Origin of the sequence: Chitinophaga sancti (genome assembly GCF_034087045.1) — a bacterium.
GTDB classification, from domain to species: Bacteria; Bacteroidota; Bacteroidia; order Chitinophagales; family Chitinophagaceae; genus Chitinophaga; species Chitinophaga sancti_B.
In genome coordinates, this window is sequence record NZ_CP139247.1 from 5,185,319 (window position 1) to 5,200,057 (window position 14,739).

Annotated in this window: 12 protein-coding genes and 1 riboswitch; of the genes, 4 read left to right on the forward strand and 8 right to left on the reverse strand. The window is 45.2% G+C overall.

Annotated elements, in window-relative coordinates; genetic code table 11:
- Window positions 1-86 precede the first annotated feature (86 nt).
- From SIO70_RS21130 to SIO70_RS21155, 6 genes are all read right to left on the reverse strand, one after another.
- Window positions 87-290, reverse strand: coding sequence for a cold-shock protein (locus SIO70_RS21130; RefSeq protein ID WP_072357632.1), 204 nt, complete (start codon window positions 288-290; stop codon window positions 87-89).
- 107 nt (window positions 291-397) lie between these two features.
- Entirely contained in the window at window positions 398-1,465 is a 1,068-nt protein-coding gene (locus SIO70_RS21135; RefSeq protein WP_320574063.1) for a family 20 glycosylhydrolase, read from the reverse strand.
- An 82-nt stretch (window positions 1,466-1,547) separates the two neighbouring features.
- On the reverse strand, window positions 1,548-2,357 hold the full coding sequence (locus SIO70_RS21140) for a hypothetical protein (RefSeq protein ID WP_320574065.1): 810 nt from the start codon (window positions 2,355-2,357) through the stop codon (window positions 1,548-1,550).
- A gap of 3 nt (window positions 2,358-2,360) precedes the next feature.
- Window positions 2,361-3,458 carry a DUF5074 domain-containing protein gene (locus SIO70_RS21145; protein WP_320574068.1) on the reverse strand — a complete coding sequence of 366 codons (1,098 nt, stop codon included), beginning with the start codon at window positions 3,456-3,458 and terminating at the stop codon, window positions 2,361-2,363.
- Window positions 3,459-3,463: 5 nt separating this feature from the next.
- Window positions 3,464-5,404: a TonB-dependent receptor gene (locus SIO70_RS21150; RefSeq protein WP_320574069.1), complete on the reverse strand. Its 1,941-nt coding sequence runs from the start codon at window positions 5,402-5,404 to the stop codon at window positions 3,464-3,466.
- 1 nt (window position 5,405) lies between these two features.
- The gene (locus SIO70_RS21155) at window positions 5,406-6,464 is read right to left on the reverse strand and encodes a DUF5074 domain-containing protein (protein ID WP_320574071.1); all 1,059 of its coding nucleotides are present in this window, start codon (window positions 6,462-6,464) and stop codon (window positions 5,406-5,408) included.
- 109 nt (window positions 6,465-6,573) lie between these two features.
- A riboswitch (cobalamin riboswitch) is annotated at window positions 6,574-6,765 on the reverse strand.
- Window positions 6,766-6,838: 73 nt separating this feature from the next.
- Here SIO70_RS21155 and SIO70_RS21160 point away from each other — a divergent pair.
- The 4 genes from SIO70_RS21160 to SIO70_RS21175 all read left to right on the forward strand — a co-directional run bounded on the left by SIO70_RS21160 (window position 6,839) and on the right by SIO70_RS21175 (window position 11,695).
- A complete protein-coding gene (locus SIO70_RS21160; protein WP_320574073.1) occupies window positions 6,839-8,620 on the forward strand; it encodes a hypothetical protein in 1,782 nt (593 codons plus the stop codon).
- An 88-nt stretch (window positions 8,621-8,708) separates the two neighbouring features.
- Window positions 8,709-9,584, forward strand: a complete 876-nt coding sequence (locus SIO70_RS21165) for a carbon-nitrogen hydrolase (RefSeq protein WP_320574075.1) — start codon at window positions 8,709-8,711, stop codon at window positions 9,582-9,584.
- On the forward strand, window positions 9,584-10,633 hold the full coding sequence (locus SIO70_RS21170) for an agmatine deiminase family protein (protein WP_320574077.1): 1,050 nt from the start codon (window positions 9,584-9,586) through the stop codon (window positions 10,631-10,633). Before SIO70_RS21165 ends, SIO70_RS21170 begins: the two co-directional genes overlap by 1 nt.
- Window positions 10,634-10,936: 303 nt before the next feature.
- The gene (locus SIO70_RS21175; protein ID WP_320574079.1) at window positions 10,937-11,695 is read left to right on the forward strand and encodes a murein L,D-transpeptidase catalytic domain family protein; all 759 of its coding nucleotides are present in this window, start codon (window positions 10,937-10,939) and stop codon (window positions 11,693-11,695) included.
- A gap of 165 nt (window positions 11,696-11,860) precedes the next feature.
- On the opposite strand, the gene SIO70_RS21180 is transcribed toward SIO70_RS21175, so the two are convergent.
- Together SIO70_RS21180 and SIO70_RS21185 are read right to left on the reverse strand one after the other, a co-directional pair.
- Window positions 11,861-13,489: a L,D-transpeptidase family protein gene (locus tag SIO70_RS21180; RefSeq protein WP_320574081.1), complete on the reverse strand. Its 1,629-nt coding sequence runs from the start codon at window positions 13,487-13,489 to the stop codon at window positions 11,861-11,863.
- Between the two features lie 97 nt (window positions 13,490-13,586).
- Window positions 13,587-14,732, reverse strand: coding sequence for a TIGR03364 family FAD-dependent oxidoreductase (locus SIO70_RS21185; RefSeq protein WP_320574083.1), 1,146 nt, complete (start codon window positions 14,730-14,732; stop codon window positions 13,587-13,589).
- Window positions 14,733-14,739: the final 7 nt, after the last annotated feature.

Here is a 14,739-nt window from a genome sequence, read left to right on the forward strand (position 1 = left end):
TTCAATAGGGAACGTAATCCTTATGAAAAACAAATATCCCGGCCTTGGGGGCCGGGATATTCCTTTCAGTGTATGAAAAAGCAAGCTTAGTCGATACGTCTAACGTTAACTGCGTTTAATCCTTTTCTACCTTCCTGCACTTCGAACTCCACGCGGTCATCAGCCTGGATCTCATGGATTAAACCGTTTACGTGAACAAAAGTCTCTTTATTGGATTCATCATGTTTAATGAAGCCGTAGCCTTTTGTCTCGTTAAAGAACTTTACAGTTCCTTGAAATTTGTTTGTCATTTGAAAAAATTAAAAATTTGTAAAGGATAAAGGTAGTCCTTTCAGACACGCTTACCAAATATTAATTTTCAATTATTTACCAAGTGCCAAATTAATATCCTTGTACATTACCCTGAAACAGCGGCTGGCACTCTCCAAAGTATCGGTGGTACTTTTCTGCCGTAATACTCGTCCATAAAGGATTCCGCGTTGGACCAGACGGTCTGCATCATACCCTGATAACGGTCTTTCATTTCGGGTGTTGCAGCGTTTCTAAATTCTATCATATCTTTTAGCTGTTGCTGGGCAAATGCTGGTTTTCTCCACGGACAGGTGATAATATTGAGTCCTTTGATGGCAAAATAAGCCGGTGTTTTCTCCGGACGATCGTAATGCCAGTCACAGATCATCACATCTTTTGGGATCAGGTCTATGGCGCGGTAGGTAGTGTTCATACTGGCCTCCCATATACCCAGACCGGTGGTTTTGCCATCCAGCAGGCGATCGCCCCATATCCATAGCTGGCGGCCCTTTTCTGCCAGGTGATTGCGCAGGGTAGATACTTCGCCGGCAAAGAGTTCGGCCTTATCCCTGCCGCCACAACGGGGGCATTTCTCCTCTCCTATATAGAATACCTCGTCCATGCCTGCATGAAAGGCGGTAGTTTCGAATACCTCACAGAGTTCATCTATGATATCGAAAACGACCTTGTGCAGACCTGGCGCCAGTGGACAATAGCTTTTACAATACAGACCGTCAGGGTTCGGCCATACATATTTTTCAGGCATTTTTACCCAGGGTGTTTCGTCAAACTGTGGGTATTTTACGAGGAGGGCATTGACCTCTCCTGCCCAGGATTGATGGCCTAACAGGTTGAACTGTGGAATTAAACGAATGTGATTTTTCTTGCATACAGCTACTACCTTTTTGATGTCGGCTTTGGTCAATGCATTTCCGGGGCTGAGTTCCGGATGGCTTTCGTATTGGTAATTGTAGTCGATGCGGAGGACCAGGGTATTTACCTTGCGGGGTGCCAGTTCCTGGTCAATGAATTTAATGAATTCGTTCAGGCCAGCTGGTGAGGGCGCCCCGATGCAGAAACCGCGAACGGGGAGAATGCTGTCTGACCGGGTTTGGGAATAGGAAACGTGTCCTATAACGCAGCATAACAGGGTAAAGAAGATGACGTTTTTCATATTGATAAAGTACAAAATAGTCTTATCTCCTATAAAGAAATTACACCAACGGAAAGGCTGGTTACTTAAATTACAGATTTTGTTACATTTTCAGGTCAATCGCTCCTCTTATTTCGGTAGAGATCTCTCCTATTGTTGCATTGCCCTTGCTATTCTGACCTGTATATACCTTCACGAAACGGATCGAAGACAGGGTGACCTTATTCCCATTATCATCCACTGCATCTGCTATATCAAAGCTATTATACCCACTGGTGCCATAGTCACTGGTCCAGTTATCCGCATAGCCATCCGCTAACCCGGTATTGATATAAAGCCCGGCACTATCCTTCAGGGTAGCTGGTAGTTTCATGCCTGTAAAAGACGCGGAATCGCGTGCGGCAATAAAAGACGGGTAGTATACCTGTGTATGATATACATTGATTGCCACGGTGCCTGAGTCTCCCTGGTTATCTTTCCACTTTACATCTGCATAGCCCCCAGGATTATAGTAAGTGATTTTGTAGTGCTTTACGGCATTGGTATACTGATCACCTGCTATTGTATACCAGGCATCGTCCGGTAATCTATTTCCATTTACATCCTGACTTACCATTACGATACCTGGTTCTGACAGGCTTTCGATGGTATTACTATAGATGCCGAATTTTGACACGCCATGGTCAAAGCCGAATACGACATAGCCTCCAAATGCACCCAGGGTAAGCACATTTTCTGTACTACCTACCAGCTTTTGCGCAGCTGCGCTATCCCCGATACTTGTATTTACAAACTGGCCGGGGGCGGGTTGGTATTCAAATACTGTGCTGATGTATTTACTGGTTGTGTTTGTACCTGTGTTTTCTTTTTTACAGGCTGTAAAAGCTAATAAGATAAATATCCACTTCTTCATAGATTATTGAATAAAGGTGATCACTGAAGGAATATTACCGGTGGTAACACTCCATTTTTTAGCACCCGTCTTATCAAAACAATACAATGTACCAGGTAGTAAATAATCCTTTACATCTGTAATAAGAATATCTCTTGTCACCGGATCTACTGCTATGCCATAAGGTGTTGTAATTGCCTGGTTCTGAATGAAGCCATTGCTTACAATTGATTTCGTTTTTACATTCACTATGGCATAACTAATGGTATTTGCGCCTGTATTATTACTCCATTGTACGCTGATGATATAGGCTGAATCGCCCTGAATGGCGAGGTTGCTTACACCCAGGGAAAGTGAATCGGTCACCGCATCGGTCGTTGTGCTGACTATAAACAGTTTTGATGGAATATCACTATAATTTCCCCGGGAGTTCACATACAGGTTGCCGTATCCATCTGCTTTTATATGCTGCAGGTTGATAGCAACATCAATGGTTTTGGTTACGGTAAATGAGTTCAGATCAATGACTGATAAGGTGTGGTCATAATCAGAAGAAGTATAACCACCGGAGTTGGCCACATACAATTTACTGCCTGTTACCGCCATTTCTTCCGGCTGGCGGCCTACGGTCACTGTGCGCAATACTTCGAAAGTGGAGGTATCTGCTTCTGCTACAAACCCCGATCCATCTGTACTGCCGCTTGCGGCCGCATAAGAACTCACATACGCCTTACCGTTATAAAAGGAAATATACCGGCAGCTCCGTACGCTGATTTCACCCAGGTGTTTTGCGGTATGTTTATCCATCACTTCTACCCTATCCGACCCATTTATTACCGCATATAGCTTGTTGCCATATACTTTCATATCATTGCCTACATCTCCCAGTTCCTTTACTATGGAGGGATTGATTTCTCCATATATATTCAGGTTGTAATCGCCTTTGGCGCCATTAAAATAATCGAGGGAGGTCTGGTTCAATCCCATGTTTCCTTCATTTAATAAATAGAAGGAACTTTGGTTTGTATCATCCGTAACATGCGTAGCCTCGCTGGAACTGCTGTCAGTACCACTCTTTCTACATGCACTTAGTACCAGTAAGACGAAGATCCACTTTCTCATATCAGTTAAAAATTTACACTGGCAGTCATACGATAATAACGTCCCGGCATGGGATAGTTATAAATTACATCGTAGTACTGGTTGAATACATTATTGATTTCTCCTGTTAGTTTCAGCTGCCTGGTATGCCATGACAAAGACAGGTCATGTGTATACCAGGGTTCTATATAATACTCCGGAATATTGACGCTACCATAATAACGTGCGCCTACATACACAAAACTATAATTCATGTCCCATGCCTTCCAGGACATGTTGGTGGTAAAAGACCCGCTGTGTAATGGTACGTAAACGATCTGTTGATCATTATTGTCCGTTGCTTTCTGATAAGTATACTTGAGCGAGAAGTTCGTTCCGATTGCGCTGAATAAGCGAGGCGAGGTCTGCACACCTGCATCTACGCCATAAATATTCACTAATCCGATATTCTGCATTTGCCAGCGGAAGAGTTTACCCGGCACAGCTACGATCTTATCCGTCACCCTGCTGTAATAAGCATCTGTCTGAATAGCAAAGTATTGCCACCAGCCGGTGGAGGTTTTTGTATAACTGGCACCTATATCATATTGCCTGCTATATTCAGGTTTCAGGGTGGGATTGCCCGTGGTGGTATAATAGAGATCATTGAAGGTAGGCATTCGGAAGATGTGCTTATAAAATGCCCTGATCCTCAAAGATGGATCTGCCAACGGTTGCCAGGAGGCAATGACAGTGGGCGTATATGCTCTTCTATTGCCACCGCTGGTGTAGAGCTTTGTACTTTCATTGATGATACTCGCCAATACACTTCCCTGCAGATCGATCCTGTTAACATGTAATTGAGTAGCACCAGCTACCAACGTGGTGACCCTGGTAGGAATAGCGAAGCGATCAAGATTCACAGCGGTCATCTGGTTCACCTGGAAGTCGGCAGAGAGCGCAACATCCCACCAGTCTTTGATACGGTATTGATTGGCCGAAGACAAATAATATTCATGCTGGCGGAACCGGTTCATAAGCGGCCCTGTCGTAGTTACAATCGTAGTATCGAGATAGCGTACATAATCCAGCATATACTTGCCGTTCAACTGCATGCTGTACCTGCCATATTTTTGGTTATAGCCTCCCTGTATAAATGCATTTCGATCCCACTGACGCTGTCCGTTTTCGAAATGTCCTTTCACGATTGGGCCTGGCAGGCCACGGGCGGAGTTATAATAATACCCCTGTACGTGCCAGTTGCTGCTGTCTTTGCCATTGCCATATACCCCTGCTTCTAAGCGCCAGGCATCGATGTCTCCATTCTTTCGTACGGCAGTGGTGTCATAATCATTATAGCGATAACGGAATTTGTATTGTCCGTCTGCATGGGTCCATTCTGAGCTGACAACAGCTGCTATGTTATTTGACAGTTTCTTTTCTATTCTCAGGGAGGGATTGATCAATCCAAAACTTCCGGTTTTAAAGCCTGCTTTACCATGCAGGGTTTCCGCACCCTGAAAGACAGGTTTTTTGGATTGTAAATACATCGCGGCTGCTGAAGCAAATCCTTTTGCAGGTTGGAAGATGACGCTTTTCTGGGCGTTGTAGAGCTCTATTTGTTCAATATTGTCAAGGGAAAACCGGCCCAGGTCTACTGTGCCGTTTTGAGCATTGCTTAGTTGAATGCCGTCATAAAATACACCCAGCTGGTTGGTACCCATGCTGTGTACATTGAGCGTTTTGAGGCCGCCTACGCCACCGTAATCCTTGATCTGAACACCAGAGAAGAACCGGGCAGCATCTGCCACGGAGAGGCTATTCATTTTTTCAAGTGCCTTGCCACTGAGGGATTGAACGGGCGTAATCGCACCGGGTTTGGCAGAGAAGATCGTAATTGTCTGTAAGGTATGAGTCGTATCATTTTGCTGTGCCTGTAAATGCAGGCACAGCAAAATGAAGCTTATTATAAAACTGGTTGCCTTCATATTAATGGAACACGACCATGGCTGGATATAAATTGTCCGTGTAGGAAATTGCAGATTTTAAAGTGGCGTCTGCGGCGCTGTAAGTATAAAGCGTATTGTCAGGGTCACCATAGAATCCTCCTGTAGTGGTCAGTACCAGGGTATTTTTCGCAGCGTCGTAACCAATACCTTTACCATAAAAGTAGTGGTCAGTTGGCAGGGTGATATAAGCGCTGCTCAGTGAGCTGTTGTTGCCGGATACATAGCGGTATACCTTCTGGTCATCGCTCAGTACATAGACTGCATTTTCCTGGGTAGAAGCGACGATAGAGCTGCTGGTGAATACCCATTCGTTATAGCGAACATTAAAGGAGGTGGTGATTGTATCGACCTTCAGTGTAGACGGATCGATTTTGAGCAGGGCATTTGTTTGTGCAGCATATATGTAGCCATCTTTACCCTGTGCAAAACCAGCTATGGCAGTTCCTAAATTTTTTGCTATAGAGTAGTCGCTGGTATTCAATGCTACGATACCGTCGTTAGCAGTTAATGCAAATACATAGCTGCCTGATTTGAGCATATCGCTAACGCTGCCACTTACACCCGTGATTTTGGTACCCAGGCTCAGGGAAGATAAGGTAACCGGATAGATACCATCGTCAGTACTGAGCAGACCATTGCTATTGTCAATACCGATGAATGCATGACCGCTGGCCGGCAGACTTGCATTCCTGGCGCTTTCTTTCAGGGAATACTCATCAGCTGCTACCAGTGGACCGCCATAGTTGGTTACCAGGTAAAGTTTTCCATTATAGATGGTACCATATTCCAGGGTGGTGGAGGTAGTTGCCAGCGGGCTGGATGGGTTCACTTTCAGGTAATTGTCCTGCGAAAGGGTATCCGTATTATAGCTGCGGAAGCTCAGGTCTCCTCCTTTGGAGCCGAAGTAACCTTCATTTACAATGAAATAACCATTGTCATAAGTGCCTTTGGAGATAACTGAAGTATTGTCATCCTTTTTACAAGAGACTATGAAGAATACGGCGAATGCTAACAGGAGCGTGTGTAATTTTCTTTGCATGCTGTTTTAATAATTGTAATAGTTGAAAGGTTCCCGACGGAATAGATCATTCAGCATGATAAGCGTAATATCATTGTATATCCCGAAGCTTTTCACCCGAAAGCGCTGAATGGATCTATTGCATCGTGGCAGGTCTTCTGGCTCCCTGATTTTCCGGCGGCCTTCCCATCCATGGTGGACAGTGGCAAAGAGTAGAACCGGAAATAATACCCAGGTTACAGCTACGGGGATAGCTCCGGTTTTGCACCGGATTCCCTTTTAAGCCTATCTAGTGACAGGCACCAAATGCGGCACAAACCTACACTATGGGTGTGGAATAACCAAATTGAAACGTTTTTTCGCCTATCTTGCCGCAAATTTTTAAATAAACCGTTTTGCTGAGACAACTTTTTCTGTTTGTGGTCCTGCTTTGCGGCGTTATAGGTAGCTATGCCCAGGGGAACCTGAGTAAGACTGTATCAGTCACCATGACCCGCCAGCCGATATCTTCTGTACTTGATGCCATAGAAATTCAGGGTAATTTTCATTTTTCTTATGTACGGGAAATGGTGCATGCTGATAGTCTTGTGTCGGTACGCGCCAATAACAGGACTGTGAAGCAGGTACTGGACCAGTTGTTCCAGGGCAGTGTTGTATATAAGGATGTGGGCAACCAGTTGATGCTGCAGCCGGGTAAGGAGAAGTGGTTCTATGTGAGCGGACATATTACGGATGGCAGTAATGGGGCGCCACTGAATAATGCGAGTGTGTATGAAGGGGTGCAGTTGATCTCGACCATGACAAACGATCAGGGGTATTACCGGTTGCGGCTCAGGGAGAAAGAACGGCCAATGCCTGTGATGCTGACGGTGAGTAAGGAATTATATAGAGATACTATTATGATACTGGCGGGCGGGTATGATCAGGAGATCAGTGCGAGTATCAAGCCTGCGGCCCCCATCACGTTGGGTATAGTGGATGTGAACCAGTATTCGAGGGTGAGTGATACGTGGTTTGGAAAAGTGTTTTTAAGTTCCAAACAGCGTATGCAGGCTTTGAACTTAAGTAAGTTCTTTGCAGATCAGCCTTATCAGACCTCTTTATTACCCGGGTTGGGTACACATGGTAAATTGAGTTCCCAGGTGGTCAATAAAATATCGTTGAATTTTATTGGGGGGTATACGGCCGGGTTAAATGGGGTCGAAATATCCGGAGCTTTTAATATAGACCAGAAAGATGTGAGATTTGCCCAGTTTGCCTCCCTTTTTAACCTGGTGGGAGGTAAAATGGAAGGTGTACAGATAGCAGGTTTGCATAATCAGGTCATTGATTCGGTAAAGGGATTGCAGGCAGCGGGGATCAGTAATATTACAGCAAAGGGATTTGTCGGGGTACAGCTCGCAACTACTTATAATGGAGCGAATGGCGAAACCCGGGGATTAGGCGCTTCAGGCATCGTAAATATTTATAGAAAGAATAGTTATGGTGTGATGATGGCGGGGGTTGGAAATATGAACACAGCGACCATTCAGGGAGTGCAGGCAGCTGGCGTGTTCAATATAGCAGAAATGCTAAAGGGGGTACAGGCGGCTGGTGTTGTAAATGCGGCTGATACTACTGAGGGGGTGCAGGTAGCAGGGTTCATCAACGTTACGCGGGTATTGAAAGGCGTGCAGGTGGGTGTGGTAAATTATGCAGATTCGTCTGACGGGTATAGTATTGGTGTGATTAGTATTGTGCGCAGGGGTTATCATCAGCTGTTGGTGTATAATACAGAGCTGTTGCCGTTCAACCTGGCGTTTAAGTCAGGGAATAAAAATCTGTACAGCCTGATTATAGGAGGAGCGAGTTTTATGGAGGGGTCGAAGGCGTATAGTTTTGGGTATGGTATTGGAAAGTCTTATAAAGATTATAGTGTAGAGATAACGGAGCAGAATTTGTACCTGGGGAGTTGGGAGACGATGGGTACGATGGCACGGTTGCAGACGTCGTGGAATAAGGAAATAGGTAAAAACGCAAGGATCTTTATCGGGCCTGCGTTTACATTATATTTTAGTAGTAAGGATGCAAATGTGGGAGGATATAAGACCAGGGTGCCGGGACCGTATGGGGCATTTAAATTTAATGACAACCTACGTTATTGGTTTGGCTGGTATGTGGGCTTTAGTTTCTTCTAAGAATTTCTTTCATACAGTCGCAGGCTAGCGGTTTCTCCTTAAAATTCAGTAAATTTGCCCCTTCTTTTTCAAATTTAAACACTGGTAAATGTCAAAAGTCAAAGTAGGTTTTGTGCAAATGACTTGTACGGCCAATAAGGCGGAAAACCTTGCCAAAGCCATTGAGCAGGTAAAAGTTGCCGCATCCAAAGGTGCACAGATCGTTTGTTTACAGGAGCTGTTTACTTCCCTGTATTTTTGTGATGAAGAGAATTACGACAACTTCTCTCTCGCCGAGCCTATTCCCGGTCCATCTACAGATGCCCTTCAGAAAGTAGCTGGTGAACTGGGCGTTGTGATTATCGCCTCTCTCTTTGAAAAAAGAACTGCTGGCCTGTATCACAACACTACTGCTGTACTGGACGCTGACGGATCTTACCTTGGCAAATACCGTAAAATGCACATTCCGGACGATCCGGCATACTACGAAAAATTCTATTTCACCCCCGGTGATTTAGGCTATAAAGTTTTCAAAACCAAATTCGCCACCATCGGTGTACTCATCTGCTGGGATCAATGGTATCCTGAAGCTGCACGTATCACTGCGCTCATGGGTGCTGAAATACTCTTCTACCCTACCGCTATTGGCTGGGCGACCTCCCAGGACGAAGCAACCAATACAGAGCAATACAATGCATGGCAGACTATTCAGCGTAGTCATGCTGTTGCGAACGGTATCCATGTAGTTAGCGTGAACCGTACCGGTTTCGAGCAGGAAGGCCGCATGAAATTCTGGGGTGGCTCCTTCATCTCCAATCCGTTTGGTACCATCATCTACCAGGCTTCGCACGAAGAGGAAGAGATCCATGTGGAAGAGCTGGACCTGTCTGTAACAGACAGATATCGGACTCACTGGCCTTTCATGCGCGACAGAAGAATCGACTCTTACGGCAATATCACTAAAAGATTTATCGACGAAGCATAATGAACGGACATCCAACGCTGAAACAGCAGGGATACTTCTTCCCTGCCGAATTCCATCCGCATGTGGCTACATGGCTGAGCTGGCCTCATAAAGAAGCTAGCTGGCCAGGTAAGATTGACGCTATCTATCCTTACTACAGCCAGTTTGTAAAGTACCTGGCCGAAAGTGAGCTGGTGCGCATCAACGTGGCAGACGAAGCTATGAAAGCCGCAGCAGCTGCACACCTGCAAAAAGCAGGCGTTCAAATGGATAAAGTGGAATTTTTCCTGCATCCTACAAACGACGCCTGGTGTCGTGACCATGGTCCGGCTTTCCTGATCAATCCAACAGCTGCAGATAAGAAGGTGATCGTAGACTGGGGCTATAACGCCTGGGGGGGTAAATATCCTCCGTTCGACAAGGACGATGTGATCCCTACCCTGATCGCTAATCATTATCAATTACCGGTATTCCACCCCGGCATCGTCATGGAAGGTGGTTCTGTAGAATTCAATGGTAACGGAACAGTGTTGACCTCTACCTGTTGTCTGCTAAATGAAAACAGGAACCCGCACCTGACGCAGGCCCAGCTGGAAATTTACTTACAGGACTATTATGGTGTAGACCAGGTACTGTGGGTAGCAGAAGGGATTATCGGTGATGATACAGATGGTCATATTGACGATACTGTTCGCTTCGTAAACGAAGATACCGTGCTCACTGTGGTAGAAAGTAACAAACAGGACGAGAACTACGACCTGCTGCAGCAAAACCTGCAACAGTTAAAGCAGATGCGCCTGCTGAATGGCAAACAACTCAATGTAATTGAGTTGCCAATGCCGGATGCAGTTGTCTTTGAAGACCAGCGTCTGCCGGCTTCCTATGCTAATTTCTATATCAGCAACAAACATGTAATTGTTCCAACTTACCGTTGCGCAAAGGATGATAAGGCCCTCCGGATAATCCAGGATTGTTTTAAAACCCGTGAGGTAGTTGGTATTGATTCGACCGAGATCATCTGGGGACTGGGTAGTTTTCACTGCCTGAGTCAGCAGGAACCCCTGGTATAAAATTCTTGCTCAAAAGGCGCTGTTGCCCTCGCAACAGCGCCTTTTTTAGGCCCAAACACATCCCTGAATTCCGCTATATGATTGGTTTACAATGTCATCTAATTGTTAAAAAACAGGAGCGGCCCCAACCTGGCTATTTCCTTTAGTAGTGCACCACTGTTGCATATCCCCTGATTGACGTAATCGCCCCGTTCGCAGTCACATTGTAGCCTTCACATTTCTTTCACATTTTCAGTGCTACCTTTGTCATGTCCTAATATTTCATTGTATTATCCTTATTAAAGAACCTAACTAATTCCTTAGATGAAGAAACCTGTTATTAAAAAAATCACACAGTACACCTTTGCCGCCGGAGTTTTTGCAGTTACAACATTTGGAGTACTACCATCTACCGGTCATAAAGCAAACAGCAACGTAATTGCCATCAACAAATCTGCCATGAGCAGCAGGGCGATGTTGTATGATAACCTGGCATTGGATTCAATGGGATTATCCCGTACCGCTTTCAATTATGCTTTACAGGGCATGGAAAAACTTGAAGCAGAAGGCAAGTTAGCTAACACAGACCTGATCACGATCGTAGACTTCAGTCTTGCTTCCAGTAAGAAAAGACTGTTTGTTATAGATCTGAAAAACGGGAAAGTGCTGTTCAACACCCTTGTATCTCATGGCCGCAATTCCGGTACGGATGTAGCAACTGCATTCTCCAATTCACCGGAGAGCTTTAAAAGCAGCCTGGGTTTTTATGTAACGGGTGATACCTACAGGGGGGAGCATGGTTATAGCCTGCGCCTGGAAGGTCAGGAACAGGGCATCAATGACAACGCGATGAGTCGTGGAATTGTGATGCATAGCGCAGCCTATGTAAATGAGAAATTAGCTGCTTTGCAGGGTTATATTGGTCGCAGCTTAGGTTGTCCGGCCATTCCTGAAAAAGTACACAGGAAGATCATTGAAATGATCAAAGACGGCACCTGCCTCTTCCTGTACAGTCCTGATAAATACTATATGGCACATTCCAGGATCCTGGAATCACTGCCTGCCGATACTACGATTGCCTGACATCCATTTTCATATAAAGGCAGACCATCCGTTTTTCATCCACCCTGGCCCCTCTTCATCAACACGCCTCGGCGCTCAATGACACATTATCACGCAACAGACACATCAGAGGTTAACAGCAGATGCGCAGGGGAATGAAAAGGGCCAGGGGGATGTACGGAATTTTTAATGCACGTCAGTAAATAATTTCGCAGCTATTTTACGGTCATGGTCATAGATGTCATCTACCACATGCAACTGACCGTCTGCGCCTACCCAGGTAGTATAATAGGAAATCATAACGGGTACCGGGTTCTTCACTCTGACGTACTTTTCTTTTCCACTGTTCATTGCACTATCAATCTTTTCTGCTGTCCATTCCGGCTGATCATGCAGCAGGTAATTGGCCATTTTTACAGGATCTGACAGCCTTATACAGCCATGGCTATATGCGCGCTGATCCTTGTTGAATAATTCCTTTTGATTCGTATCGTGGAAATATATATTGAAGCTGTTGGGAAACAGGAATTTTACCCTGCCCAATGGATTTTCTTTGCCGGGTACCTGCCTGATCACCGGAACGCCATTTCTTTCGCCGGTCACTTCCATATGATGGCTGGCCAGGTAACTTTTATTTCTGGCCATGGCAGGTAATACTTCTTCTTTGATAATGCTCCTGGGCAGGTTCCAGTAAGGACTGAATACAACCTGGTTCAGATCGCCGGAGAAGCTGGTGGTACCTTTACCTTCCTTGCCTACTACGACTGCCATGTCAAAGTCTTTATTCTTGCCGTCCCATGCATGGAGCATGAATTCGGGAATATTCACCATGATGAGTCTACCTTCGGGTACAGGTGGTGTCCAACGCATACGCTCCATATTGATCAGTAGTTTTTCGACGATGGTAATGGCCGGTACATTCATTTCACGTATAAGGGTATCCGTGATAATTCCTCTTGGTGTGTGACCATGTGCACCTTCAAATTTATTGACAGCAGCTTCCAGCGCATCGTCATATACACCGGTCGTGTCTTTGCCGTCCAGTTCCCCGGTTGCCTGCAAGCGATGTTTGATGGCGGCTATGACAGGGCTGTTATCTCCTTTCTTGTATTTCTTCTTCTTTTCTACAGGAATGCTATCCCAGTTACCTTTCTTTGCGATAGCGGTATATTTCTCCAGTTCTTTTGTCAGATCACCATATACATTATGAATATCGGTAGCGTGATACCCTTTGCCTGAGATGACAGCATCTGCCTGTTTCAGGATCTCGTTCTTTTGCATGGGCACGTAGTGTTCCATGGCTATCACGGCATCTTTATCATCTTTATGTGCATCGAGGAAGTAGTTAATGAATCGTTGTGTCAGCTGTAGCTCTGTCTTCACAATATTAGCATCGGTGGCAGAGACAGCTGAATCCGGTTCATTGTTCATAAGGGCATTGAGGCGATATTCCAGTGCTTTATTGTTTTCGCTGGTGTCTACGCTATAATCGTATAAACTACGGAATCCATATGCCTGTTCATTCAGACCACTGGTATCGAACCAGGCGTATTCAAAGTTGCGTGCGTTGTAAAAGCTACGCAACCTGTTAGCAAGGTTACTATCCAGTTTCTGGTTAGTGATGAACTTCTCAACATCTTTGGTTTCAAGGAAAAGACCATTGTACGCGTTTGCCGGGGTAATTTCGTTGTTCCTTGGGGTGACAGGTATTTCAAAATGCTGTGCGGCATCGCCGCCGGAAGTCTTTTTCGTATCAGATTTGCAACCTGCGATCAAAGAGATCGCGAAAGCCGAAAATATCAATGCCTTTTTCATACTCAGACATAGAAGCAAAACCTGTGCCTGTGTCCGGGACCGGTATTCACGGCCCCGGAACGACGTGCGATGAAAATAATTTTCCGCAGTTTGGGTATTAATTCCCATAAAGCAGGTCCACACTTTCCTTAGCATATCCCGCACCTGCAGTCATGCCCTTCCCTCCTATCCCTGTACGGATATGGATTTGCGGGGTGATGTCATATTCAAAGATGTTCTTTTCATTGTGTTGTGCATAGAAGCCGCTCCAACAGGTAGCGATTTGTTTGTTCTTTATATTAATGATATGTGAAGCTTCTTCCAGGATCAGTTCATTGATATAGTGATTGGTATGGAAACCTAAATCGTCGGACTGGCTGATGGGTGCATATTCATGACTGTCGCCAATGATGATGCTATTGTCTGTAGCTTGTTTGAATAAAATATGAATGCCCCACTTTTTTAGTTCTTCATAATGCGGTGGGGTTTGAACGTGGTTGAAAGAAGGGCAATAAGTAGCGAAACTTTCGTACCTGCGGATCGTGAGGCCTGTAAGTATATTGCCATTCAGCTGTAGTTCAGGCATGGGGATGGTGCGCAGCATCTGGAGTTTGCTTACTACCTGACCGCTGTTGGTGAAGATGTGAGGGAATAGCAGTTTGCCTTCATGGCCACAGCAGATGATGACTTTATTTGCCAGGAACTGATTATTGACTTTAATTTGACCCTGTGTTTCTTCAATCGCCGTAACGGGTGTGTAATATGAGATCCCGAAATTTTTAAATGATTCTTTCATATATGCGTGCAGGTGATGAATCATCTTATCCGGTTCCACACTCACTTCATCAGGAAAGAAGAGTGCTTCCTTCGCATATTCCCGTTTGATAGCAGGGTACCGTTCGTTTATTGCAGTTGCAGGCAGCAACTGCGCATTATAACCTATGTTATCATAATGAGCTTTCAGCTCGTGAATCAGTAATTGCTCATCGTCATCAGATGCGATGTAGATACTTCCGTTCTGCCTTACAGAGATATCGCCTTTCTGCTGGATAGATTTGTAGAGTGCCAGACCTGTAAGGCCGTAATTAAACCATTTATCTGCCAGACCGGAAGGGACTACCTGTCCGAAGTTGCGCACGGTAGCGCCAACGGGATAGTTATCCCTTTCCAGTAACAATACTTTCAATCCCTTTTGTAAAGCGTGAAAGGCGTGGAAGGTACCGAGGATACCGCCGCCGGTTATGATCAGATCAAATTGTTGCATAAGAATA

Excerpts from the sequence above, each read along its gene's own strand:
- SIO70_RS21150 (WP_320574069.1), bottom strand. The coding sequence starts at position 5,404 with ATGAAGGCAACCAGTTTTATAATAAGCTTCATTTTGCTGTGCCTGCAT.
- SIO70_RS21140 (WP_320574065.1), bottom strand. The coding sequence starts at position 2,357 with ATGAAGAAGTGGATATTTATCTTATTAGCTTTTACAGCCTGTAAAAAA.
- SIO70_RS21175 (WP_320574079.1), top strand. The coding sequence starts at position 10,937 with ATGAAGAAACCTGTTATTAAAAAAATCACACAGTACACCTTTGCCGCC.
- SIO70_RS21130 (WP_072357632.1), bottom strand. The coding sequence starts at position 290 with ATGACAAACAAATTTCAAGGAACTGTAAAGTTCTTTAACGAGACAAAA.
- SIO70_RS21135 (WP_320574063.1), bottom strand. The coding sequence starts at position 1,465 with ATGAAAAACGTCATCTTCTTTACCCTGTTATGCTGCGTTATAGGACAC.
- SIO70_RS21170 (WP_320574077.1), top strand. The coding sequence starts at position 9,584 with ATGAACGGACATCCAACGCTGAAACAGCAGGGATACTTCTTCCCTGCC.
- SIO70_RS21145 (WP_320574068.1), bottom strand. The coding sequence starts at position 3,458 with ATGAGAAAGTGGATCTTCGTCTTACTGGTACTAAGTGCATGTAGAAAG.
- SIO70_RS21180 (WP_320574081.1), bottom strand. The coding sequence starts at position 13,489 with ATGAAAAAGGCATTGATATTTTCGGCTTTCGCGATCTCTTTGATCGCA.
- SIO70_RS21155 (WP_320574071.1), bottom strand. The coding sequence starts at position 6,464 with ATGCAAAGAAAATTACACACGCTCCTGTTAGCATTCGCCGTATTCTTC.
- SIO70_RS21165 (WP_320574075.1), top strand. The coding sequence starts at position 8,709 with ATGTCAAAAGTCAAAGTAGGTTTTGTGCAAATGACTTGTACGGCCAAT.
- SIO70_RS21185 (WP_320574083.1), bottom strand. The coding sequence starts at position 14,732 with ATGCAACAATTTGATCTGATCATAACCGGCGGCGGTATCCTCGGTACC.